The organism is Mesorhizobium sp. WSM4817, assembly GCF_055811135.1.
Genome location: NZ_JBVVQQ010000050.1, coordinates 1 through 23,156 on the forward strand (window position 1 = coordinate 1; position 23,156 = coordinate 23,156).

Annotated in this window: 16 protein-coding genes and 10 pseudogenes; 20 read left to right on the plus strand and 6 right to left on the minus strand. The window is 58.7% G+C overall.

Going from position 1 to position 23,156, the window contains the following annotated elements:
- Positions 1–107: 107 nt before the first annotated feature.
- Positions 108–803: a hypothetical protein gene (locus tag AC0L2K_RS33305; RefSeq protein ID WP_473533449.1), complete on the minus strand. Its 696-nt coding sequence runs from the start codon at positions 801–803 to the stop codon at positions 108–110.
- 141 nt (positions 804–944) lie between these two features.
- On the opposite strand from AC0L2K_RS33305, the pseudogene AC0L2K_RS33310 reads away from it, so the two are divergent.
- The 3 genes and pseudogenes from AC0L2K_RS33310 to AC0L2K_RS33320 all read left to right on the plus strand — a co-directional run.
- Positions 945–1,515 (plus strand): annotated as a pseudogene (locus AC0L2K_RS33310) (oligopeptide/dipeptide ABC transporter ATP-binding protein); the annotation flags it as partial.
- Positions 1,512–1,727, plus strand: coding sequence for a hypothetical protein (locus tag AC0L2K_RS33315; protein ID WP_473533450.1), 216 nt, complete (start codon positions 1,512–1,514; stop codon positions 1,725–1,727). The pseudogene AC0L2K_RS33310 and the gene AC0L2K_RS33315, both read left to right, overlap by 4 nt.
- 173 nt (positions 1,728–1,900) lie before the next feature.
- Positions 1,901–2,889 (plus strand): annotated as a pseudogene (locus AC0L2K_RS33320) (NAD(P)/FAD-dependent oxidoreductase).
- A 233-nt stretch (positions 2,890–3,122) separates the two neighbouring features.
- Here AC0L2K_RS33320 and AC0L2K_RS33325 read toward each other — a convergent pair.
- Positions 3,123–3,404, minus strand: coding sequence for a hypothetical protein (locus AC0L2K_RS33325; RefSeq protein ID WP_473533463.1), 282 nt, complete (start codon positions 3,402–3,404; stop codon positions 3,123–3,125).
- Here AC0L2K_RS33325 and AC0L2K_RS33330 point away from each other — a divergent pair.
- Positions 3,310–3,536 (plus strand): annotated as a pseudogene (locus AC0L2K_RS33330) (ATP-binding protein); the annotation flags it as partial. The gene AC0L2K_RS33325 and the pseudogene AC0L2K_RS33330 sit on opposite strands and share 95 nt — an antisense overlap.
- Before the next feature lie 66 nt (positions 3,537–3,602).
- The gene (locus AC0L2K_RS33335; RefSeq protein ID WP_473533451.1) at positions 3,603–4,769 is read left to right on the plus strand and encodes an NAD(P)/FAD-dependent oxidoreductase; all 1,167 of its coding nucleotides are present in this window, start codon (positions 3,603–3,605) and stop codon (positions 4,767–4,769) included.
- Between the two features lie 188 nt (positions 4,770–4,957).
- On the opposite strand, the gene AC0L2K_RS33340 is transcribed toward AC0L2K_RS33335, so the two are convergent.
- Entirely contained in the window at positions 4,958–5,323 is a 366-nt protein-coding gene (locus AC0L2K_RS33340; protein WP_473533452.1) for a hypothetical protein, read from the minus strand.
- Between the two features lie 1,370 nt (positions 5,324–6,693).
- Here AC0L2K_RS33340 and AC0L2K_RS33345 point away from each other — a divergent pair.
- Positions 6,694–7,311 (plus strand): SPASM domain-containing protein, encoded by a 618-nt coding sequence (locus tag AC0L2K_RS33345; RefSeq protein WP_473533453.1) that lies wholly within the window; start codon positions 6,694–6,696, stop codon positions 7,309–7,311.
- A gap of 123 nt (positions 7,312–7,434) precedes the next feature.
- On the opposite strand, the gene AC0L2K_RS33350 is transcribed toward AC0L2K_RS33345, so the two are convergent.
- Positions 7,435–7,713, minus strand: coding sequence for a GDP-mannose 4,6-dehydratase (locus tag AC0L2K_RS33350; protein ID WP_473533454.1), 279 nt, complete (start codon positions 7,711–7,713; stop codon positions 7,435–7,437).
- An 811-nt stretch (positions 7,714–8,524) separates the two neighbouring features.
- Here AC0L2K_RS33350 and AC0L2K_RS33355 point away from each other — a divergent pair.
- From AC0L2K_RS33355 to AC0L2K_RS33410, 12 genes and pseudogenes are all read left to right on the plus strand, one after another.
- Positions 8,525–9,835 (plus strand): lysine N(6)-hydroxylase/L-ornithine N(5)-oxygenase family protein, encoded by a 1,311-nt coding sequence (locus tag AC0L2K_RS33355; RefSeq protein ID WP_473533455.1) that lies wholly within the window; start codon positions 8,525–8,527, stop codon positions 9,833–9,835.
- Positions 9,836–10,037: 202 nt separating this feature from the next.
- A pseudogene (locus AC0L2K_RS33360) lies at positions 10,038–10,816 on the plus strand (phytanoyl-CoA dioxygenase family protein).
- 331 nt (positions 10,817–11,147) lie between these two features.
- Positions 11,148–13,148 carry a class I tRNA ligase family protein gene (locus AC0L2K_RS33365; protein ID WP_473533456.1) on the plus strand — a complete coding sequence of 667 codons (2,001 nt, stop codon included), beginning with the start codon at positions 11,148–11,150 and terminating at the stop codon, positions 13,146–13,148.
- Positions 13,149–14,106: 958 nt separating this feature from the next.
- Positions 14,107–14,570: pseudogene (locus tag AC0L2K_RS33370) on the plus strand (DUF269 domain-containing protein).
- 25 nt (positions 14,571–14,595) lie between these two features.
- On the plus strand, positions 14,596–14,850 hold the full coding sequence (locus tag AC0L2K_RS33375; RefSeq protein ID WP_473533457.1) for a CCE_0567 family metalloprotein: 255 nt from the start codon (positions 14,596–14,598) through the stop codon (positions 14,848–14,850).
- Entirely contained in the window at positions 14,796–15,113 is a 318-nt protein-coding gene (gene fdxB, locus AC0L2K_RS33380; RefSeq protein WP_473533458.1) for a ferredoxin III, nif-specific, read from the plus strand. Before AC0L2K_RS33375 ends, fdxB begins: the two co-directional genes overlap by 55 nt.
- Positions 15,114–15,205: 92 nt before the next feature.
- On the plus strand, positions 15,206–15,487 hold the full coding sequence (locus AC0L2K_RS33385; protein ID WP_473533461.1) for an exopolysaccharide production repressor protein: 282 nt from the start codon (positions 15,206–15,208) through the stop codon (positions 15,485–15,487).
- A 207-nt stretch (positions 15,488–15,694) separates the two neighbouring features.
- A pseudogene (locus AC0L2K_RS33390) lies at positions 15,695–16,098 on the plus strand (IS21 family transposase); the annotation flags it as partial.
- Positions 16,098–16,445 (plus strand): annotated as a pseudogene (locus tag AC0L2K_RS33395) (ATP-binding protein); the annotation flags it as partial. The pseudogenes AC0L2K_RS33390 and AC0L2K_RS33395, both read left to right, overlap by 1 nt.
- Before the next feature lie 1,374 nt (positions 16,446–17,819).
- Entirely contained in the window at positions 17,820–18,383 is a 564-nt protein-coding gene (locus AC0L2K_RS33400; protein WP_473533459.1) for a hypothetical protein, read from the plus strand.
- Positions 18,317–19,120: pseudogene (locus AC0L2K_RS33405) on the plus strand (1-aminocyclopropane-1-carboxylate deaminase); the annotation flags it as partial. The gene AC0L2K_RS33400 and the pseudogene AC0L2K_RS33405, both read left to right, overlap by 67 nt.
- Positions 19,121–19,302: 182 nt before the next feature.
- Positions 19,303–19,540, plus strand: a pseudogene (locus tag AC0L2K_RS33410) (transposase); the annotation flags it as partial.
- 297 nt (positions 19,541–19,837) lie between these two features.
- On the opposite strand, the pseudogene AC0L2K_RS33415 reads toward AC0L2K_RS33410, so the two are convergent.
- Positions 19,838–20,387, minus strand: a pseudogene (locus AC0L2K_RS33415) (ATP-grasp domain-containing protein); the annotation flags it as partial.
- Between the two features lie 620 nt (positions 20,388–21,007).
- On the opposite strand from AC0L2K_RS33415, the gene AC0L2K_RS33420 reads away from it, so the two are divergent.
- The gene (locus AC0L2K_RS33420; RefSeq protein WP_473533460.1) at positions 21,008–22,288 is read left to right on the plus strand and encodes a KamA family radical SAM protein; all 1,281 of its coding nucleotides are present in this window, start codon (positions 21,008–21,010) and stop codon (positions 22,286–22,288) included.
- Positions 22,289–22,435: 147 nt separating this feature from the next.
- Here the strand turns inward: AC0L2K_RS33420 and AC0L2K_RS33425 are convergent, their stop codons facing one another.
- Positions 22,436–22,759 carry a hypothetical protein gene (locus tag AC0L2K_RS33425; protein ID WP_473533464.1) on the minus strand — a complete coding sequence of 108 codons (324 nt, stop codon included), beginning with the start codon at positions 22,757–22,759 and terminating at the stop codon, positions 22,436–22,438.
- On the opposite strand from AC0L2K_RS33425, the gene AC0L2K_RS33430 reads away from it, so the two are divergent.
- Complete coding sequence (locus AC0L2K_RS33430) at positions 22,664–22,909, plus strand: SET domain-containing protein-lysine N-methyltransferase (protein WP_473533462.1); 246 nt, start codon at positions 22,664–22,666, stop codon at positions 22,907–22,909. The genes AC0L2K_RS33425 and AC0L2K_RS33430 overlap by 96 nt on opposite strands.
- Positions 22,910–23,156: the final 247 nt, after the last annotated feature.

Sequence of the window (23,156 nt, forward strand, 5' to 3'; positions counted from 1 at the left end):
CTCCACACGGTCAGGACATCGAATCTGATTTGCTCCAACTTGGGAATCCAGATTCGGTCAAAAGGCGAAGCGCTCTAATGGCCGAGATCGATTGTCACGCTTCGGGATCACGCTCGTTTAAAGGGAAAGATAATGATCTCGCTGGAGGGCAAACGCGTCTGGTCTCCGGCCACGGCCGGCATGGTTGGGGTGCGCAGGGGTGCGCCGCTGTCCGGCGCGCCCGAGGCAAAGGCCCTACGCGGCTTGCCGTTGTAAAACCAGCTCGCCGGATAGCCGGACACTACGCTGGCGTTGTCAACGGAGTTCGGGTCAAAACCGTCTCTGTAGAACCCCACCGTATGAAAGATGAAGGTATCTCGTTCGATATCGACGAGAACGATGATGTGCGGCTTCCACCCGAACCTCGGGTCGAAGCCGCTCATCCGATCCTGGAGCCGTGAGTCAACGCCCGCGGTCAGATAATCCTTGCTGCTTCCAGCGTTGAGAACATCTGCGCCGGATCCGCAGAGCTTGTCATAGTCCCTCCCAAAAATGCGCGGTTCGTCGCGGCCATTGTCACCGGAGAGTTCGTCCCATGCCTTCTCGCCGCAGGATCCGTGATCGCTTTCCCGGGTCAAAGATTGGCAGTCGCCTCCGCAATCGGCGATCCGGTCGATGCCACTGGAACCCAAGCTAACATCGTGACGCTCGTTGCCGAAGGTTTGGGAAGCTGGTTGACCGCTAAGAAACCGTTTCAGCTGTAGGATGAATTTTTTGATCTCAATTCTCCCAGATGCAGCCACGACGCGACGAAGCGCCTCCATATATCGCTCGTCGAGTCATCGCTCTAATCGATTGCCATTATGCTCTCATTTGCACGATGAATGTTCCCGCCGAGCAGTACGCATGGCACTGCGGCGGCCCCACTGGGTGGCCAATCATCTGAACATTCGAGATGCCAAACCGCCGACCGTGTGGTGGTCACGTATCTCGGCCACATCGTCGACCAGGGCACCACAGACCAGATATTGTCGCCGCCCTACCAAGCCTATACCGGTGCACTTTTGTCGGCGATCCCGATTGCCGACACCTGTGTCGTCAAGAAACGTTGTGCTCGAAAGCGACATTTCCTCGGCGATGGATCCGCCGAGCGGCTGCCCCTTCCAGACGCGCTGTCCGCGCAAGCATCTGGTTCCCAGAGAAATTTGTGAGTGCGAGATTCCGCCCATCCCAAACCTGCCCGGTAGCTATAATATCAAGTGCCACCTACCGGACGACGCGGTCTTCGCAGTGATGGAGCCGGTCATCAAATTCAGCTTTAGCCCGAAGAGGAGGCAAAGAGGAGGCGGGGGTGAGAGAGGCGGGATCGGGATAGGATCAATTCGCGGTCGTGTGTGCGCCAGCTGCTGTGCGGCCGTGTCGACGTCTCTACAGCCTCCATCGCGGTTAGCTCGCCATCCGGGTCGACTTAGGCGCGGCGCGCCCTGCCGGTGCCCTCCTCACCGGCAGGGCCCCTACTTTCAACCAGACCAATGACCGAGACGAATTTCCCGAAGGCCCCCCACGGGATCTTCTTGGGAGAGATCGCCGAAGACAACGGCGTCGGCAACGCACGCCGACGTCAGGAACAAAGGATTGAGCGGGAACGGCAAAAAATTCAGACATCCGTTCGATCACTTTTCTCCAATGGTGCTGATCCGGGACATCCCATCCCGTTGCACATCTTCGGCAATCCCTCCGAGCATTAGGGACAGGCTAACCCTTGGCACCGGAAATACTAATTTTCGCATTTGGGTCCATTCAGTAAATCCAGAATCAGACCGCCGCCGCATTCGCAGAAAACTGGGTAAGAAGAAAAGGACGATGTGACTCTTGAAAAGTGGACACGCTTGGCGTTGGGGGCGGCCAAGCGCAAGTGGCTATGAGCGAGCACCTGAGCAAGTGCGGGGGTGCCTCATCTAATTCTTGAACGCGGCCGGATTGCCGAACGCTGGCGCTCGCAGCGGTGGGGCTCCCTCGTTGCCAATGGCCCGGCCTGGTATGACCGGTTCCCGGGCATGGAGCTTCCGGGGACCGGTCCCGATGACTTTGCCTCCAAAGGAGGAGGTCCCCGACTATTTTGTCGCTTATGCAAAGCAAATCAATGCGCGATCCGCTGCGGCGTGGAGGTCAAGCTCGGGCAAAGAAATGTCGGGCGGCCCGGATTCCGCGTCGAGACGCCGGACGGCGTGATCGAAGCCAACAGCATCATCGCCGCGACCGGACCTTTCCAGATCCCCGTCACGATCGCCCGCCGCGGGCCTATCGCGGGCGCGACTTCTAATGGTGGCTGGGCGTCCTCGGCAAGTGGGACGCCGAGACCCCGGGACCCGGCACCGAACACGTCACGGTCGCGGTGAGCGGCGCGCGCGGCGGCGAGACGATCGACTTCGGTCGTCTGGCCGCGCAGGGGCTTACGCTCCTCGGTATGACAAGCAAGTACCAGGACGGCGTGATGAGCTTCGCGCCCGATCTGGCGAAAAACATTGCCCGCGGCGACGCAAGCTTGATGTCGCTGCTGGATGAAGCCGACGCCTATGTCGCTCGCAACCGTCTCGACCTCTCGGAAGAGCCCGCGGCCCGTCGGATCGACCAGGATCCGGAATGCGGGACCAATCCGGTCCGCGAGCTCGACCTGGCCGAGGCCGGGATAGCGGCGATCGTCTGGGCGACAGGCTTTGCTGTCGACTACAGCTGGCTGAAGGTCGACGCCTTCGACGAGAAGGGCCGGCCAAGGCACCACCTTGGTGTCTCGAGCCAGCCCGGCTCTATTGCCTGGGTTTACCTTGGCAGTCGCAAAGAGCGTCCAGCTTCTTCTGGGGCGTCAGGCATGATGCCAGACACGTGGCTGACCGTATTTCGACGCAGTGAAGATATCTGGCCTACCATGCTGCCGCGAAGGGCCAGCCCGTGGATGCCTGACCTGACCCTGCCCGGCCTGCGGTGTGGGAGGGTCACTGCCGCGAGCATCCATCTGCCCGCATCGTCGGTTATCCGACAATGTCGCGTTCCGGACGAGCTGGAATTCGAGAACTCATTGCTTGGGCAGACTTCTTTTCCGGCACGCTTCATGCATGGGAGTTTTGGAACGCATTTGTGAGACGTCATCCCATGGTAGCCCCTCGAAGAACGAGCCGCGCCCGTTTGAAAAAGCCAAATCCTGTGGTGGAGGCAGCCGCTAGAAGCCGCCGTAACATCCGGAAAAGCTGCGCGACAGCATCACACGCGTCCTTTTCGCCCTTGGCGTGGGTTTGGCGCCCGCTGTCGATGTCGCCGACCTTGAGCCCAACGACCGCGGACGGCAAGGCCATTGTCCAGGTGAGCGACGACGGCGCCGGCATTTCGCCGAGCAACCGGGCGCACATCTTTGAGCCATTCTTCACCACGCGGCGATTGCGGCGGCACCGGCATGGGGCTCGGCATCGTTCTGGCCCTCCTGAAAGCGCATGATGGCACGATCCGCCTGGTTGAACTCCGAGCGCGGCGCGCGCTTCGAGATCATCTTGCCGGCTGTATGAATTGCAGCATGATCGTTTCAGCAAACCGGTTTTCGGGATCATGCTTTAGAACTGGAGAAGCGAAAAGTGCGCTACGACGTCGTCATCATCGGCGGAGCCATCGTCGGCTCTTCGATCGCCTATTATCTGCGCGAGGAAGGGTTTTCCGGCTCGATCGCGCTGGTCGAGCGCGACCCGCAGTTCGCCCATGCGGCGACGACGCTGTCCTGCGCTTCGATCCGCCAGCAGTTTTCGATTCCGCAAAACATCCGGCTGTCGCAGTTCACGCTGAAACTGTTCCGGCGGCTGACGGAAGAGTTCGGGCCGGATGCCGATATCGGCTTTCGCGAAGGCGGCTATCTCATCTTTGCCGGCTTGAACGGGTTGCCAATCCTCAAGGCCAATTACCAGACGCAGTTGGCCGAGGGCGCCGACATCGTGCTTGAAGATGCGGAGGCGCTCGTCCGCCGGTTTCCGTGGCTATCGGCCGAGGGCATCACCGCCGGCGCCTATGGCCGCACGGGCGAAGGCTGGTTCGACGCGCATGCCATGCTGATGCTGTTCCGCAAGGCGCTGCGCGAGAAAAACATTGATTTCATCACCGCCGACGTGACCGGCATCGAACGGCAGGGCGACCGTGTTACCAGCGTCAGCCTCGACAATGGCGAGCGGCTCGACGCCGGCATCGTCGTCAACGCCGCCGGGCCGAATGCCGGAAAAGTTTCGGCAATGGCCGGACTGGTGCTGCCGGTGGAACCGCGCAAGCGCAATGTCTTCATCTTCGAGGCGCGCGAGAAATATGACGACATGCCGCTGCTGGTCGATCCCTCAGGCATCTATGTCCGACCGGAAGGCTCGGTCTACATCACCGGCGGGGCTGAACCGGAAGAGGGCGACGGCCCCGCCGATCCCAGCGATTTCGAACCCGACTGGCCGCTGTTCGAAGAGGTAATCTGGCCGGTGCTGGCGACCCGCATTCCGGCCTTCGAGGCGATCAAGCCGACGCGCGCCTGGGCCGGTCATTACGACTACAACACGCTCGACCAGAACGCGGTGATCGGCCCGCATCCGCAGGTCGGGAATTTCCTGTTCGCCAACGGTTTTTCCGGCCACGGCCTGCAGCAGGCGCCGGCGGTCGGCAAGGCGCTGGCCGAGCTGATCGTGCATGGCGGTTTTCGCACGGTGGATTGCTCGGCGTTCGGGTACAGCCGTGTCGCTGAAGGCCGGGCTTTCAGGGAGTTGAATGTGATCTGAGGCGGGCGGGACAGCGCCCCCCTCTGGCCTGCCGGCCATCTCCCCCTCAAGGGGGAGATCGGCAGCTTCGTTGGTGGCTCCAAAGTCCAACGTTGGAGATTGGCGAAAGCAGCGATGACGGCCAATCTCCCAGAAGCGGCGAAGCAGAGCGAGGTTTTCGGTTGATCCTTTCTGGTCCGGCAGTCGTCCTAGCGGAAGATCATGTCGAGCTGCCAGTGCAGGCCGTTCTCGACGTCCCAATGACGACGCACGAAAAGGAGCAGGTCGCTGGCAGACATCGCTCGCGAGAGCTGCCGTTTGCCATCGATCACACGCGTGCGCTTGACTTCGCCGATGGCCGCGAGGCCGGCAAAGCCGTGCTTGCGGCCAAGCCCCGGCGCACGCACGACACGCGCCGTCCGCCGCTCCAGGTGTCCGTGGCTCACCTCCTTCGGTGACGGCCAGCGCCGCCTAGGGCGTTGGCCGTCCGGCAATGAGGCGCTCGGCATCGGCCAGAAGCAGCTTCTGATTGCCATCGGCCGTAACCACGGCGTCGCGCAGGTCATCAGGCGCAACAGTTCGACGGCCGCCCTGGCCTCGTTTGCCGCTCTGCGCCCTGGGGCGCGATCATTGGCGATGATCGCGGACGCGGTTCCATGGCTCCGGTAGTGGTCGAGAGGCAAGATTCGAGGTAAAGTGATTTTGTTCCTCGTCTGAAGGCGCTGCTTCCCGTCTGCCCTCGAGGTAGGAGGAGCTGGAGAGGCGGCCAGCTCCGATTTCTCCTCATGACGGGGTTTGTGGTTCGACGCGCATGCGCCATGCCAAATGAGAAACCGTTCGAGGTCCCGCAGGACAGACGGCCCGGAGAGCCAGTCGAGAGAGAAGGTCTTCGCCTCAGGCGGATCAGATACGAATTCCCGAGCACTGCGGTGATGTAGCAGGAAGGCCTGCGACGCCACCAAACCTCTGTTGCGAAAATATGGAGGTGACGCGGTATCCGCCGTCTAGCGAAACAGCATACGCTGCATCCGGCAGCACGCACTCGACGGCCTGGCCTCACGCCGGCTTCAGGGAATAGATCAGCTATGAGCCAGCAGGCAATCGCTGCACGCGGCGGTCAGGTCGTGTAGATCTTCCGCGCACACAGCCGGCGCCGAAAATGATGCTAGATGATGAGCCGACGCCAACATTACCGCAGGGGAGACAGCCAAGTCTGTCCTCAAGCATCTGACGATGAGTGATGCATGTCCAAAAGCTGACAGCGACAAAAAACATGTCTGGTCCAAAACAACCGGCCGCCTTGGGCGAGAGGTTCCTCGAAGCCTACTCGTGCAGTTGCTGCGGCTAAGCGCGCTGGCGCGGCCTTTGCTGGAAATGCGGCAATATTGAGTGGGGGCTGACCGCGTGAGAACGCGCGAGACGATTGATAGTCTGCTACGCCATCTCGGCGGCGCATCCGCTCGACGGTCACGGCTACACCTTTGGCAATGGCTGACGCGCGACATTGCGGTTGCGCCGCCCTGCCGCGCCGATGTGCCCAAAGTTCGTTGATAGTTCGCTCGGCAGATTGAGGAAGCCGGCCGTTGACTGCTGCCCAGGCGGAGATGACTGGGTTCATTCGGAACGTCTTGACCGTCGGTGTCATGAAGCCAAAGACACCATGCTGGACGTTATGCATGACCAGACGAGTGGGAGTCATAACAAATGATTTTACCGGAACCGCGCTCTGCTATTCCAGCCGGCAGGGTTTTGGAGATAACGACGACCACAGGATGCATCGTGGGATGTTCATATTGTCCGCAGGACAAGTTCGCTGACCAGCAAAGAAAAGTATCTGATACGAAGCATCTTAGTCTTGGAGATTTCAAGCGCTGTTTGGCGCGCGTGCCAACCCCTGTCGACATTAGTTTGCCGGGTATTCTGAGCCATGGCGGATTGCACCGAAATGGTCGAGCACGCTTCCGCCAAAGGCCACGGCATCAGGATTTTTACGACGCTTGTGGGAATGAAGGGGCGGGATCTACAACGCTTGCAGGCGCTGCGGTTGGGGGTATTCGTGGTTCATGTTTTTGATGATGGCACCCACATGAATAGCCGCCTTGTCGGAGACAAGTATCGCGATTTGGTTGGTCAACTCGTCGACGCCGACATCCCATCAATTCGATTCGTGGTTTTGGGCGAGGCCCATCCCGATATCGCCGACATTATCCCTGCCGAAGCCCTAGTTCGCGCGCGACCGGTGAGCAGCAGGGGTGGAAGCGTAGATCCTAAGATTGTAGAACCACGGCAGCCAGTAATCGGAGCGCTGATATGCGTGGACGAACGACAGTATCGGAATGTTCTCCTTCCAAACGGCGAGGTTACTCTCTGCTCCATGGATTTTGAGCGGCGTCACGTACTGGGCAACCTTCTATGCGACGAATACGGCGATCTATTTAAAAGCCCAGTTTTTTGCGAAATCGTCGATCGCATGAACGGAGCGGATGGTTTTCTGCTCTGTAGGATGTGTGAATTTGCCGATCCAAACGACCGGGTGCTGACTGGGTGCCGGCCGACCGCCTGAGAGAGGCGGGCCGGCGAATGCTGCTTTGGACTGCAAATGCCCGGCGAAATCATTGCGTTTTCGCGTCACGCGAGCGTGATCCCGTACGCGCGGGAGTCGGCCTCGATCATTTACGAGGCGAGTTCATCGAAAAGTAGTCGTCGGCTTCCAATCGAGCTTGATGGCCGCCTTGGAGGCATCACCGATCAGCAGGTCAACCTCGATTGGCCCGAAACAACGTTTGTCTATTTGGATCAGCGCCTGGTTATTCCTGCGTTCGCGGCCCAACTCGTCAACACCTTCGCCTTCCCAGAATATCTCCTTCCGAACCGCCTGGAGGCAGCCTCGACAAAGCTGCGGACCGAATGCGTCTCGCTGGTCGCGAGCACCGTCAGGCTCGTGGTGCTGCAGGATGGGGAACACGGCCTCGACATAGCTGTGTGACCGTCTTTAGCTGGATTTTGCGTCTCAAATCCCGGATCTCGCCTCCATCTTCCGCAAGACGGGAGAGACCTCCTGGGGCCCCCGGCTTCCGAAGGCATCTTTTCAGATTCCCGCCGCGAGGAGTGGCAAGAGCCTTTTTCCGCGCCACAGTCTATGAACCTGGGTTGCTGGCCGTCCTAAGAGAAAATTCCGATGCGGAGCTGCCCTATTAGCTACCGGCTCCTGGCAAGAGGACGGCGACGCGGCAAATCGGCCACCGGCGCAAGGTTTCCCCCCATTGTCGGATACCCGACAGGATCACAAACCCGCTAACCGTTGCTTTCATGAAAGTTTCCTTCTGGCACGTTTGATGCAAGGGATCTTGCGAACACCTCAGCGGATGCCCTCCTATGAGCAGGCTCAGGGAAAAATGCTGTCGCCGCATTCGAGACCGCGCCCTCGCTGATCCCCAAGTCGGTCAAAGGTCGGCGCATCATGGTGGAGGCGGGCGACTTCGCCGATTAAAACACGGAAAAAGGTTGGAAAGCAGCTGGCCGACCGAGACGCAATCATCGAAGCGGCGGAGATATGTCGCCGCCACGCCCCACAACTCGTGACATGAGTGTCGATCTCATCACTTGGCCGGGATCCATGGGCTTCATACCCGACCATACAAAATGCGGGGACAAAATCTAGCAAATCCAGCGGCACCGAGGTCGAGAATGCCCGCATGGACAGTAAGCCCAATGGCCATGGCCGGTATTCGCCGCGAACATCACCTATTTGGGAAACGCCTATAGGAGCAAGGCAAGTGGAACTCTCTTGCGTTGGAGTGGGTGCTGGGCCTTCTAATTTGAGCCTTGCGTGTCAGATACACGAGCAAATCGGGCAAGGGGCACTGTTCCTGGATCGGCAAGTCGACTTCCGCTGGCACCCAGGCATCGCGTTCAATTCCTCGGAGCTCCAGGTCAGCCACTTCAAGGATCTGGTCACGCTGGTGAATCCGCGATCAGCCTACACTTTCGTAAACTTCCTGCACGAGAGCGGGCGTCTGTACCACTTCCTGAATGCACAGTTCTTCGAGGCCGTGCTCAGAGCTGAGTTCGAGCAATATCTGAACTGGGTCTTCCACAGGAACCCGCTTGTCCGCGGCGGCGAAATCGTGCGCCAAATCCGCTTTGACGGCGAGTTTCGGGTGCACACCGATAACGCGGTTATTGGCGCCAGAAACGTCGTGCTCGGCATTGGCAAGCAGGCGCATATTCCGCCTCAGTTTCAGGGCTGGACTGGACGCAACCTGTTCCACTCATCTGAATTGCTGCACATTCATCCTGAGGTGCACAAAAAGCATGTCTGCGTGGTCGGCGGGGGACAGTCCGGAGCCGAGGTGGTTTTGCACCTTGTTGGTCTGCCAAGAGAACGGCGACCTGCCTCGATCACTTGGGCCTCGCAACGCGAAAACTACCTGCCCATCGACAACAGCCCGTTCACAAACGAGTTGTTCATGCCCTGCTTTTCGGATCGTTTCGCGGCAATGAGCGAGTCGCAGCGCAAGCTGTTCCTGCGGCGCTTCGCGCTTGCTTCGGACGGCATTTCGGAAAGCACGTTGCGCGCGATCTATCAGGCGCTATACCGCCACGCGTTTCTAGAGCCAAACCGATGCGATATCACACTGCGCCCGGGCTGCTCTGTCTCGCACTGCATCAACGCCGGCGCGGGCCACAGACTCACCCTGCAGCACGGCATGGAGGAGGTCGAAGAAGTCACGGCCGACATCGTCATCCTGGCCACGGGTTACGAGAACGCGGTGCCAGGCTTCTTGGAACCGATGGCGGACCGGCTGGAAAAGATCGACAACGAATTGGCTATTCGCGAAGATTTTTCGGTGTGCTGGGACGGACCGCGTGACAGACGCATCTTCGTACAGAACGCGAGCCTAAGACAGCGTGGGCTGGCTGATCCGAATCTAAGCCTGCTGGCCTGGCGAGCGCGTCGCATCCTCGACAGCCTTCTGGGGCGCGCGCCGCGCGCCAACCCCGAGCATCCCGGCTTCATCAGCCTTACCTCTGTCGAGAGCTGGTCCGACACCGTCGCAGAAGAAATGGGCGGCAGCGGGATATGACCAGCCGACTACTGATCATTGGCGGTGGCATCCAAGGAATGATTCCGCCTTCACTGCAGCGGAGGCCTGAGAGGAGAGACGCACTTAGCGTCCTCTCATATGCCGTGGAGTACTGTTTCCGTCGACCCACAACCTGACCAGCGCCCGATTGCCCTAACCGGAATGTTCGACCAACCAGTCTTTCCAACAGGAGGCTTTTCGCATGTTGACTGATGCACAAAGAGAAAAGTGGCAGAAAGACGGATATGTCAGGCTCGAAAGGCTCTTCGATCCCGCGGCTCTGGAAGCTATTTCCAACTTTGTTGAGGACATATCACGCTGGGACGTTAGCGATGATAAATGGCTCATGTGGTTCGAGAAGACGACGGATAATCGAAAGACCATCTCTAAGGCCGAGAATTTTCTCGACTTCCATGGTCCATTGCGTCTTCTTCTTTTAGAAGATCAGCGCATAAAGTTTGCGGTCGATGCTTTGCTTGGCGAAGATTCGCGCAGGCTCAAGGAATTGCTGATCTTCCACTATCCCGACAGCGGCGGCTATCGCCCGCATCAGGACACTTATCACATTCCACACAGAGTGCCCGACCGCATGGTCCATGCGGTCGTTGCCATCGGCATTGACGACTCCGACACAGGCAACGGCGGGCTTTTCTTTAGCCCCGGCAACCACAAGAAGGGGATATTTCCCATGGATGCCGGTGGGGTGATTGATCCTGAGGTCGCCAAAACATTCTCCTGGGAACCCGTAGTATGGAAGGCTGGCGACATCTTCATCTCGACGATTACGCACCGCATTACTCGCAGCCGAATAAAAGCAATCGTTCGCGGCGGACGCTCTACTTGGTCTTCCAGCGTGCTTCAACCGGTGGACCGACCCGCGCTGAATATAATGTGCTTAAGCGCGTCCTTAATCCGCCAGAGGGCAAAGTGGCCGATCTAGACAATCTCAAGCCGCCAAACGGCATTTTCTATCGCGATTGAGCTCACGCAACCAGGCGAGCCATGCACGCGAAACTGATTGACCGCTCAAAAAAATGCGGGGAGCATGGCGTTTTGATTTGTGGGCTACTGGAGTATCGCCGCAGCCCCGTTACGACGCTTCGGCACGCCGGATGGAGGTAGTCGCCGGGCGGTCTTCTCTGACGCCTAAAGCCTACTGGCGCGCCCGTCTTCGCCCGCCTGTGGGTTAGAGCCGGATTATTCTCGCGGGGGCCGCCAACGGGTCCGGGCTGCCGCCTCTCTTCGCAACTTGCAGCAGAGGCTGTTGCGTTGGCAGCCGAAGATACCACTGCTTCAACGGCTGAGTTTCGTCATGCGCAAATCCACGTTTTCTCGAACGGAACTGTTGCGGGCGTTCGGTATCGACATGGCCACGCTTGGAACGGGAAGCGTCGGCACGGGGTTTTCATTCGGAAAGGTTGGACCGGGCGTCACATCCGAGCCCCATCGGCACGACGAAATCGAGGCCTTCGTGGTCCTGTCTGGCGCTGGCAAGGTCAGGACTGACCTTGGGGAAATCCCGGTCGAGGCCGGCGATGTCGTTCTGTTCCACCCTTTTGAAGCGCATGTGCTGCACAACGATGGGGGCGAAGACCTAAATTTCGTCGATGTCTACTGGCGCGACGGCAAGGCCGCCCTCGAAGCTGCTGCACAGGTCGCAACTCCCCGCCGGCCGATCTTCGTCTTCTCCACGCCCCCGACGCCTAATGGCGATCTGCATCTGGGGCATCTTTCTGGCCCTTATTTTGGCGCCGATGTCTACACGCGTTTCCTGCGCATGAAAGGGGCCGAAGCCTATCACCTGACTGGAAGTGATGATTACCAGAGCTACGTCGCAACGCGTGCCGATGCCGATGAATCGACGCCTGCAAAGGTGGCGCGCCACTATGCGAACGAGATTCGCACCACGCTTGCTCTTCTTGACTGCGAGGTCCACAGCTTCCTACCCACCTTGGGCGATGACGCTTATGCAGAGTTTCAAGCCGCGTGTTTCCGTAGTCTTCTGAGCAGCACGGCGGTAGATCTGCGCCAGAGCCCTGCGCTTTTTGATGCAGTGACAGGCGATTACCTTTACGAACCGGATGTAAGCGGCCTCTGCCCCGATTGCGGCGGCTCCACTAGCGGCAACATCTGCGAGGAATGCGGCTCGCCGAACCTATGCCACGACTTGCGTGCAGCCCGGTCCCGTCAATCGGCCGAGGCGCCGGTGGTCGGCTCCGTGCGCCGTCCCGAACTTGCGCTGGAACGATGCTACGACAATATCGACCGGCATTTAAGGGCGTCGGGAGCCCCCGTTCGGATCATGGACCTGTTCGCGCGTGTACGCCAACGCGGCGACTTTTCCGTGCCCATCACCCACCCATCGGACTGGGGGCTACCGGCCGAGGGGTTCCCGGGGCAGGTGACCTGGGTCTGGCCAGAGATGGCGTTTGGTTTTCTTTACAACATCCAGGCGCTAGCTACATCGCTCGGTCGAGACTGGAATGCGGCCCTGCCCAGCAATGACTGGCAGATTGTCCATTTCTTCGGCTTCGATAATTCGTTCTACCACGCGCTACTTTATCCGGCGCTTTATGCTGAGGTCTTCTCCCACTGGACGCCGCGCATCCGCTACCATGTGAACGAGTTCTACCTGCTCGACGGCAAGAAGTTTTCGACCAGCCGCGGCCATGCGGTTTGGGGCAAGGAGGTTCTGGGCCCAAAGAGAGTCGACGCCGTGCGTCTTCATTTGGGCCTGACACGCCCGGAAAGTGAGCGGACGAACTTCACGCTGGACGCCCTACGCCGCACTGAGAACGAGGTGTTCCAAGGGATCTGGCTGAATTTGCTTGATGCGCTGCACCGGGAAATCAAGCAGGACTTTGGCGGCTGTGTGCCCGACGCAGGCGACTGGGCTCCCGCCGATCGCGCTTTCTTTGCTCGGATAGAAATCCATCGCGCGGCGATGGAACGCGCCTATTCGGACGATGGCTTCTCGGTCCGGCGCGCGGCCGCGCAGGCCTGCGATTTCGTGAGCGATTGTGTAGTCTACCGACAGGCGCAAGACTATGCAGCGGCGCGACGTCTCTATCCCGCCCGCACCCGGACGTCACTCGCCCTTCAGACGACGGCCGCAGCGATCCTGGCGCAGACAATCGCCCCGCTGATGCCCCGATTCGGCAGCACGCTGGCTCAATGCATCGGCGGCGTGTCGACCGAAACATGGCCGCGGTCGGTCCAGAGGCTTGCGCCCGCAACGACCTTTGATCTCGGACCTATGCTGACGTTCTATGGCAGAGCAGACATTCCTGTTCTCAATGACGAGGAGGCATAATAGCCTATCGAAGTTTCGACCAGATTTGGGCTCCGACAAAGCCGATGCTTTACTCGCTACCACCGGCCTTAACCAACATATCGTCGAGACGCTGGCCCGAGCCTTGGAGGATATGGGAGATGCATGCGGCAAGCTGCATCCGGTGTCTAGCGAAACAGGATACGCAGGATCTGGTGGAAGCACTCGACGCGCTGCGCCTCGTCGGCACGAGCCAGCAGCCATGCGCTGCATACGGGAGCCAGTTGTGGAGATCGCACCGCGCATCGCCGGCGCCGAATGATGCTAGATGAGCCGACGCCAACATTACCGCAGGGGCAGACAGCCATCGGTTCTCGCCCTCAAGCGTCTGACGCACGTGTGACGCCTGTCCAAAGGCCGACAGCGGCAGAAAACATGTCGGGTTCAAAACAACCGGCCGTCTCGGGCTTGCGCGGTTTTCGAGGCACATCATGCATTTACTGCGGGCTAAGCGCGCTGGCACGACGTTTGCTGGTTGAGATCGGCAATACTGAGTGACCACATGAGAACACACAAGACATTAATGGTCTCCTAAACCGGTGCGTTCCGTTTCTGAGAGAAGAACCAGCTCGCGCATAAACGTCAGGAAAGGTGTGGGAATGGAGAGCAACATGTTGCGTAGTGAGTCCCCGGCTCCTCCGATCAAAGTGGACGACTGGCTGCGTGGCGAACCTCTTACGAACTTTCAGCCCGGCAACGTGTAGGGATGACAAGTGGAATGGAACCCTGGTCAATTCGCCCATATTCTGCGGCGCGCCCGCAGGCCCGTCGTCGAAGGCGTCACAGTCCAGGACGTGTTCAAGATCGGCGACAGGGGCAGCATTTACGTGCAATCGGCGTCGCCAGGGCCGGACGTCGGCTGCGTAAGCGGGCCCGAAGTCGGCGTAACCGAAAGCACAAATCCTCCGTTGAGGACGAGACCTGAAATTGAGGAAACGAAATGTCTCACGCAGCGCTTGGCCCTGCCGTCAACAACGACGGCGGCCCTTGCCCGCCCGTTCGTCGAATGCCTCCTGCGGCTGATCCGTGCTCAGGACTTCCACGGCTCATGCCAAGGGAAAACGGACACCTGGCTGCTGGCCGATTCATCATCACCAAGGAACTGCGCCGGAACATCCAATCATTGGCAATCCGGATCCGGACGCGCTGTGGAGGCTCGACATGTTTGGGACCGTAGTGGAGCTTGCGATCGCGGAGCGCTCAGGCGTGATGACATAGTCAACAACAGAAATGAAACCGACCGGTGCTCCGGGTGCGTGCTTTTCACGGTCGGGCAGTTCGCCGGTCTGTCGAGGCGTCTACCGGTTCGGCTTCGAGACTCTCCGGAAACTCGCGGATACCGGGGCGAAACTGGTCGGCGATGCGACTGCAGCTATTGCCTATTCCGACGTGGTGCGGGCGTGAAGAAACCGATTTTCGAGGAAGGATTATGGCAAACCTGGATGAGATGGCGAAGAAAGTCCGAAAGCTTCAACTGCGCGCGGCAATCGCCAAGACGAATTTGCGTGACCTTGCTGAGGGTCTCCCGGTCAAATGGATTGAGATAGAGGAAGTCGCCGAGAAAACGCACGCCGTTTACGCCGAGTTGGATGGTGCCAGGAGAGAGCTCACCAAAATGAAGACTTTACGATGTGGAGCACATTCATCAGCCGCGACGGCTCCATATGGGTGCCGGAATATCTGACAGCTATAGATGGCAAGATCTGTATCGGCTGCGGCCGCTGTTTCAAAGTCTGCTCGCGCGAGGTCATGCATCTTTACGGCGTCGATGACGCGGGTGAAATCCTCGGCGCCTGCGACGGCGGTGACGACGATTTCGATGGTGAGCTCAACCGCATGGTCATGGTTGTCGACCATGCCGGCCGCTGTATTGGCTGCGGAGCCTGCGGCCGCGTCTGCCCGAAGAACTGCCAGACCCATGTCGCGGCCGACCAGATCGCAGCATGAGCTGCATGATTTGACGAAACAAAATCAGGAGAACGGCATTGCGCTTCATCATCTTTTGTCGGCTCCTCGGGCTGGTCCTGTGCGGCAACGCTGTGACGGTTTACTTCGCCTCTCATTCGTTCCGTCTAGCAGTCGTCACGACGCTGGGCTATTCGCTACTTCTTCAGCTGGGCTATTTCGCAAGTGTGCTCTTTCTGATTTGGCGATCCAGCTGCGCTGGCAAAGCCGGGCAAAGGGCTGAGCTTTTCGATAGGTCCCCCAGGAAGTTAGGTACCAGTCGCGCTTCGATGATGAGCATAGGAATGAAACTCAAGACGTGCCCCAGCGCAATCAAACGCTCGGCATATTGCTGCTCCTCCCTTGATGCGCCGTAACAAGATCAAAGCTCAGATTCGTCATTTTGTTCAAGTTTGATTATTGAGGGTCATGGTTCCCTGGTATGGTCGAAGGCGACGGCATTCTCATCGTTCTAACGCCAGGGGAATGCAGTTTCGGTTCTCCGGGCAATGGTAGTCGATCGCAGCGCACGGCACGCGGGTTGCTTCGTCTCGAAGGCGAACGAAGCGCCGGAAAACATAACACGTGTGAAGGTGGCACATGTCCGGCTCTGCCACAGCCGTACGATGTTCGTGCTGGCCTATCCACGCGAGACGCAGGAGATGGTGTTCGAGCCCACGACCGGGCCTTCGCTTTCTTCGGCGGGGCCTGCACGCGCGGCATCTACGACAACATGAAGACGCGGTGGAGACGGTCTTTTGGGCAAGGACCGGCAATACAATCGCCGCTTCCTGCAGATGTGCAGCCATTACCTGGTGCAGCTGGTCGCCGCACCCCGGCCTCCGGCTGGGAGAAGGGGCAGGTCGAGAACCACGTCGGGGAGGAGCTGAACGACTTGCTGCTCGACAAGAGCGTCGCCTGGGCTAAGGCCCACCGCCATGTCGATCAGCCGGACCGCACGATCTGGGAGGTGTTCGAGGAGGAACGCGGCCGGCGCGCTGCATCAAATACGAGCTGGCCATCGCCAAGCTGCCGCTCGCCAAGGAGATCGAGGACGTCGACTTCACCGACACGCCGGTCAACGAGGCCCTCGTCCGCGAACTCGCCAACGGCACCTTCGTCGCCGACCAGCGCAATGCCGTGCTCATCGGCGGCACCGGAACCGGCAAGTCGCATCTGGCGATCGCCATCGCGCGTGCCCTGATCCGCAACGGTTCACGCGGCCGCTTCTTCAACGTCGTCGATCTCGTCAACCGGCTCGAGACTGAGCACCGAAACGGCAAGCAGGGACGCATCGCTGACTACCTCACCCGTCTCGACTTCGTCGTCCTCGACTCATGTGCAGTACGCAGAGATGTGGAGTCGCCCTCACTGGGAGCCACTTTTGCGCGGCGCGTGGCGCGTTGAGCGTCGGACAACTCCACATAATATTAGAGGCGGCGCAGCCACCCGGTGATATCCTCCCCCCGGAAGACGAAGGCTCCGCCTTTCGGTGGCGCCAGTATCTCCGGGAAGACTTGGGCGAGAGCCTGTCGCTTCAGATCAATATGCCTCGACGTCGGCTGCCGTTACGGCGGACAGGCAGTGGTCGGCTGGAACACCTCGTAACAGGAAATCTGTGACGTCACATGGCGAGGTCGCCGAAGGGCTGATTGGCCTACGGCGCGTCCATGCCGATTGTTGCGATCCTCGCGATCATCTGCCCGACCGCATTCGCTGCGCCGTCTCTCTGGCCGCGCCCTCTTGAGTTGAAGGTACAGACAGCTTCTCTTTAAAAGGCGACATCCGCTGTCCGTCAGCCGGCGAACAGTTCGGAGCTGAAACCCGGTCACCACCAGTTCGCCAGGTCGAAATGGCAGCGAACGGCCTTGCGGGTGCACTCTGGCTCAGGCGTAGGTCGATGCCGAGAGGCACGTCCGGCATGTCCGATAGCCGACAATGTCGGGTACGCAACGTAGAGGAAGCTGACTCTCGGGTGTTTTTTAGATGCTCTTTGGCTTGGCACGGTACATGCTCGCTATTGCGCAAAACGCACGGATTGAGTGGTCCCACCGCCACGAAAGTCGCTAGCTTACGCCACCTCCCAAGGCGAACCCGGCCCGGCAGGAGCTCCGTCTCTGCCGGGCATGCCTTTTCAGACGACTCGCGTTCAGAACTTCAAATTGGGCGGCGCAATGCCCGGCTGAAGAGGATTGCGTCGAATTGGAATATGGAGGCCGTTTCGAGGGCTCTCCGATGTATGGCCGGAGCGCGAAGGGAGTGTTCCTGTGCCCATGCGGGTGGGTTCACGCTCAGCGTGTTCGTCGACATTCGTCAATTGTGTCGGCTTTGTCGGTTTGACGACACAGCCTTGGTTGGCCGGCATCTTGGACGCTTTTGTCTAAGCCGCTGAAAACAAACATACAATGTCTTCCCTTACACCGTCATCTAGCTTGGCATGAATTTGGCTTAATTCCCTTGAGGGCGGGAGCTGCTTGCCAGGGAAGAGCGAAGAGATGGCTCGGCAAAATTGAAGGACGGGGGAATCACAGATTTGTTGCGAATGAATACGTTGCCCGCTGGCCGCCATGCGTGTGGGGCTAGAGCATCGGATGGTTTGAAGATGCGGCGAGGGACTGCAGTACGCGTGTCGTTCGCGTGATTTGCTGGCGGGTCCAACAATGGGCGTTGCAGATGTGCATACGGTTGGCGAGTTACGTCCCGTCCGTGATGGCATTCTTCGTTAGCGCTATGACTGCGAACCGACAGGAGACCAGCCTTGTCGGCATTTACCAGGGTTCGGAGCTAACAGCGGCCGCCAACCGTCTGGGACAAAGCGGATACGAGCTGTCGGGTGGTACCCAAGTGTCTTTCGACAAGTGGTACCATAGCAACTGGATCGACATGCGATTTGAAATGTTGACGCAGCTGTCGGACGATTTCGGTCTCCTGTGGAGCGCGAGCACCGGCCAACGCGCCGAAAAGGTCCGAATCGACTCAGGTGTGAAACTCGGCTTTATCCTGCAAAAGCGACCGACGCCGTCCACGACGCTTTCTCTCACCGTCAGTTCGATTTTGGGCGGGAATCTGACGGAACGACCTTGCACGGCTGACTATGGCGCCGTCGGCGGCTTCCATACAGTGAATTGCCGTCTGGCCGCCTCGCAACTCCCGCCTGCTGTCACGTTGAAATATATGGCAAACATCAATCCAAGCCGATTGAAACCACGGTCGGCGGCGTGCAGTCCAACCACACGCGGATGGTCGCCGCCGTTGCCGCCAAGATCGGCATGAAATGCCTCCTGGTTCAGGAGAGCTGGGTTCCCCATGAGGATGTCGTCTACGACCGGGTCGGCAACATTCTCTTGAGCCGCATCTTGGGCGCGGAAGTGCGCCTGGTCGACGAAGGCTTTGACATCGGCATCCGGCACAGTTGGGAAAAAGCGCTCTATGAGGTCAAGGCGAGGGGCGGCAGACCTTATGCGATACCAGCCGGCGCATCTGTTCACCCGAATGGCGGCCTCGGCTATGTTGGGTTCGCGGAGGAAGTGCGCGCCCAGGAGAAACAGCTTGGGTTTGCCTTCGACTACATCGTCGTTTGCACTGTCACCGGTTCAACGCATGCCGGCATGATCGTCGGGTTCGCCGAGGACAGTCGACGGCGCAACGTGATTGGTATCGATGCCTCTGCCACGCCTGCAAAGACAAAGGCGCAGGTGCTTCGTATTGCCCAACATACAGCGATGCTCGTTGAGCTCGGAACGGACCTCGTCGAGGACGACGTGGTGTTGCTCGAAGAGTATGCGTATCCGCGTTATGGCATTCCATCCGAGGAAACCAAGGAGGCGATCCGCCTGTGCGCTCGGCTCGAGGGCATGATTACCGATCCCGTCTATGAGGGCAAATCGATGCAAGGAATGATCGACCTCGTCCAGAGAGGTTTCTTTCCAGAGGGATCGCGCGTCCTCTATGCCCATCTCGGCGGCGCGACGGCAATCAACGGTTACGGCTACACCTTTCGCGACGGCTGACGCTCGACAAATCGCGGTTGCGTCCTTCCTGCCGTGGCGGCGATTGCGCTCAAAGCTCGTTCGATTCCGACCTTCATAGGCTTCTTTGACTTCGTGCATTGCCGGAGAATCTTTGTACACACCTTGGCCACGGGCCAACACGGTCGTCCATGAGCTCGGAAGCGCGGCGTTGGCCGAAACGGTCAGTCGTCATCATAATCGCCGTCCGCGTTAACGCCGACGGCCGATGCTAGGTACTCGGCATCGAGAACAGCACGGCGGAAGCCGAGCCGATTTGGACGGAGTTCCTGAGCAAGCTGACACGGCGCCGCCTACGGGCGTCAAGTCGCCGTATCCAAATGCCCATAAAGGCATCAAGACGGCCACGCCAAGATGCCGTCCCCTACATGGCCGGGGTGCTGCGTCCACTCCACGAGGAACGGGGCTGGCTTACCCATCGAGATCCTCACCGCGAGATTAGCGGCGAACGGAGGTCATCGGCATCAAACGCCTGGGTTGCGCGAAAGTTGTCAAGGCCGTAGCGGAGGCGCTACTTCTTCCCAACTAAATGACGGCCGACGTTGCCGATGGTGTATCGCTAGGACTGCCGTCCGAAGCGAAATGAGTCGATGGAGCATGGCGTCATCATTTGGAAAGATGCCGATGATCTCGGTGCGCACGCGACTAGCTCTGGACTCGATCCGCCGGTGCGGAGGAGGTAGGGAACGGATATCGAAACTATTCGCCAACGGTGGGAAATGGTGTGATCAACCAGCCGATTAAGTCGATGGCACGCTGAAGTATCGTTCTCGTCTGAGCAGGGCTGGGCGAAGCGGCAATGACACGTCCGGTCTTGTCTCGGATATCGCCTTGCCTGACAAACGGCGACTTGGGTTTGGTCTGATGTGCAATTGACCTCCGCGACACCTGGTACAGCAGCCGCCCGGGTCTCACCACCGATCCAATCGAGGATGCCATCGCGATCAGGAACTAGGATCCGCGAGGCCGCAGGCTGCGGACCCCTTTTGCGCAAATCCCATTCCTCGCCGATGACAAGTTTAATGTGCTCAGTGACGAGATCGACACGATAAGCCCAGTCGGATCAGTTTAGGTTCCCCACCGCAAGACTCGGATTGACTTCAATGACGACTGGGCCACGCTTTGTCCAGCGGAATTCAATGTTCGATGGCCCCCAGCCAAACCCGAGAGCTCGCAAACAGCTCAGCGAAACATCGGCGATACGTTGAGGCTCATCATGAATCAGCGGGGCCGGACAGCCATGGGTTCTCACTCTTCGAAAACCCGACAAGCTGGTCAATTCCTCAGTCCGATCTGTCCACCCGCAGGGGCTCACTCCATGTCTGTTAGCAACACCTTCGAGCCGCAGATGCACGATCTGCCCCTTCTGTGGAGTGACTGGATGAGACTATGCCCGAGAGGCTTGAGGAACTCGCTCGCCCACGGCCCCGCCGTCACGATAACTTCATCGGCGGAAAGCGTCTGGCCCGTTCCAACCTAAACTGTCACGCGCCGACCAGACAACTTCAACACACTGCGGCCGGGCTCAAGGCCCGTGCCGCTTCGCATATTATGTCGAAGGCGTGTCGCGAACGAGCGGATCCCGAGATTCTCCGCCAATCGGCCGCATTAAGGTGCATCGCATCCTGTCAGCCGCGCGCGAAGAGGGGGTGGTGCAACATGCCGCGAGCGGAGGTCGTCCACATCAGGGAACATTCGGTGTTGTCTGATCTCCGACATTTCGGACGGGCGAAATAGGTAATGCTAGCGCTATCATTTGCTTCAAAAGGATTATCTCCTTCGGCACGGTTCTCGCGTGGTTATCCATAGACGCGTCACGGACTGTCGAGAACCGTCCAATTTCCTCTTTTCCGCCCAAGAGAAGTGCCGATGAATCCTGTAGCGCAAGAGATGAGAAGACCGGAATTCGCTGACGCTGCATGGCAGGAGCGCTGTGCTGTTACCCGCGTGGACCAGTTGCGCGAGCGGATGGGGGGCGGCGCCAACTGCAACCTAATGCGAGACGTTGAACTCGGCCTCTCGCGCGCGCCTATGGCGATGCGGATCACACCCTATGTTCTGAACCTAATCGACTGGTCGAACTTCCTCCAGGACCCGATCCGTAAGCAGTTCATACCCGTCGCAAGCGAAATTCTTCCATCTCATCCGTTACTAAGTATGGATTCGCTACATGAACAAGAAAGTTCACCTGTAGATGGATTGGTGCATCGCTATCCCGACAAGGCGCTTTTAATCGCGACGGATCGCTGCCCGGCCTATTGTCGTTTTTGCACCCGCAGTTACAGCGTGGGCCTAGATACGCAATCGGTGTCGAAGAAAAGGGCTTCGCCATTCCAAACCCGATGGAATGCTATCCTTGCGTATCTTCGTGCGACCCCCGTCATCGTTGATGTGGTGGTTTCGGGAGGTGACTGCTTTCGACTGAATCCTTCTCAACTTTTGGCGATTGGCAGGGGACTTCTGTCCATCTCCTCAATTCGCCGCATCAGATTCGCAACGAAAGGTCTCGCTGTACTGCCTATGAAAGTCACGAGCGATCATGAATGGACTGATGCTCTTGTCAATATTAGCGATGCCGGCCGGAATCAGGGCGTGGACATCTCACTTCATACCCATATCAACCATCCGCGAGAAATCACCGACTACACGATTGCGGCTGCTGAGCTTCTTTTCAAGCGCGGAATAAGGATGCGCAATCAGTCGGTTCTGATGGCTGGCGTCAACGACGATCCCGAGGTCATGAAAGGGCTCGTCAAAAAACTCTCGCACCTGCATATACAGCCGTACTACGTGTTTGCTTGTGATCTTGTCGACGGAATCGAGCACATGCGTTGCTCGATCAGCCTTGCATGTCAAATAGAAAAGGCCATACGCGGGACCACGGCTGGGTACAACACTCCGTTGTTTGCTGTCGACACGCCGGGGGGCGGCGGAAAACGCGACGTTCACAGCTTCGAGCATTATAATAGACAGACAGGGATTGCTGTTTACCGGGCTCCCTCTGTCCGGCCGGACCAGCTGTTCATATATCCGGATCCTTTGCAGTCTCTCTCTTCAGATGCGCAGGCGGCATGGTTAGATCCCCAGCGCGCCAAGCGGATGCTGACCGATGCGGTTCAGGCCGCTCATGCAAAATCGACGATGGGTTGAATAAACGACTCTGCGGCATGGCATCGCGCATGAGCACTGCCTCCATAGGAGACTTTATGAAAACTGTTAGCCAGGAGCGTCATGTTTAGATTGAGTGCGGAGGTTGCTGCAGAAGTTCTTTGTAAACACCTTCTTGTCGAGGCCGTTTCACGCAGAAATATGACACCTCGGCAGAACCGAGCCATGTTCATGAAAGAGCTTTGGCATGCCGAGAGCTAAATAGACAAAACCACTTCTATCATGATAGACGACGTTGGTTGCCCAAGGCAACTCAATGGACGTAACGTGAGAGTCCTGGATGTCAGTGAAGATAAAGGGCGCGGCGTGTTCTCGGCTCGCGACTCCATGCCGGGTGAGGTCGTTGTAATTGGGCTGATTGCCCGTCTGGAGACGGCTCGAACGACAGACTCGATTCAACTGGATTGGGATGTCCATGCTCTCTTTGAGGAGCCCGCTGTCATTATCAACCATTCTTGCGACCCCAATTTAGCAATCGTTCCTAATCGATTCGGAGCCTACGACTTCATGGCTATCCGGGAAATATTCAGTGGAGTCGCATTGACATGGGACTATGCTACGTCAGAGTTCGCGTGCGTCGGGGGTATCGGTCTGTCTCTGTAAGGCGGAAAACTGCCGAGGTGCAGCCGGAGGTTTCGCCGCGTTGCCTCGCGATCACCCGATGGTCATATCCGGACTGTACGCATCGTATCTTAACGAGAAGCTGGGCAACCGCCGGAGACGATAAGGGTGTTTTCAACTTTATCGGTTCCTAGAGCGGGATGAATTGAGTGTGAATCGAAGGGGATTCCCGAAGGCGAGCAAATCTGATTCAACCTGCTGGCTGGGTCAGGAGGCCGGCATGGATGGG

Coding starts and splice junctions, on each gene's coding strand:
- AC0L2K_RS33305 (WP_473533449.1), bottom strand. CDS start 803: ATGGAGGCGCTTCGTCGCGTCGTGGCTGCATCTGGGAGAATTGAGATC.
- fdxB (WP_473533458.1), top strand. CDS start 14,796: ATGTGGAGCACATTCATCAGCCGCGACGGCTCCATATGGGTGCCGGAA.
- AC0L2K_RS33400 (WP_473533459.1), top strand. CDS start 17,820: ATGGCATTCTTCGTTAGCGCTATGACTGCGAACCGACAGGAGACCAGC.
- AC0L2K_RS33375 (WP_473533457.1), top strand. CDS start 14,596: ATGGCAAACCTGGATGAGATGGCGAAGAAAGTCCGAAAGCTTCAACTG.
- AC0L2K_RS33420 (WP_473533460.1), top strand. CDS start 21,008: ATGAATCCTGTAGCGCAAGAGATGAGAAGACCGGAATTCGCTGACGCT.
- AC0L2K_RS33345 (WP_473533453.1), top strand. CDS start 6,694: ATGGTCGAGCACGCTTCCGCCAAAGGCCACGGCATCAGGATTTTTACG.
- AC0L2K_RS33315 (WP_473533450.1), top strand. CDS start 1,512: ATGACCGAGACGAATTTCCCGAAGGCCCCCCACGGGATCTTCTTGGGA.
- AC0L2K_RS33365 (WP_473533456.1), top strand. CDS start 11,148: ATGCGCAAATCCACGTTTTCTCGAACGGAACTGTTGCGGGCGTTCGGT.
- AC0L2K_RS33425 (WP_473533464.1), bottom strand. CDS start 22,759: ATGGTTGATAATGACAGCGGGCTCCTCAAAGAGAGCATGGACATCCCA.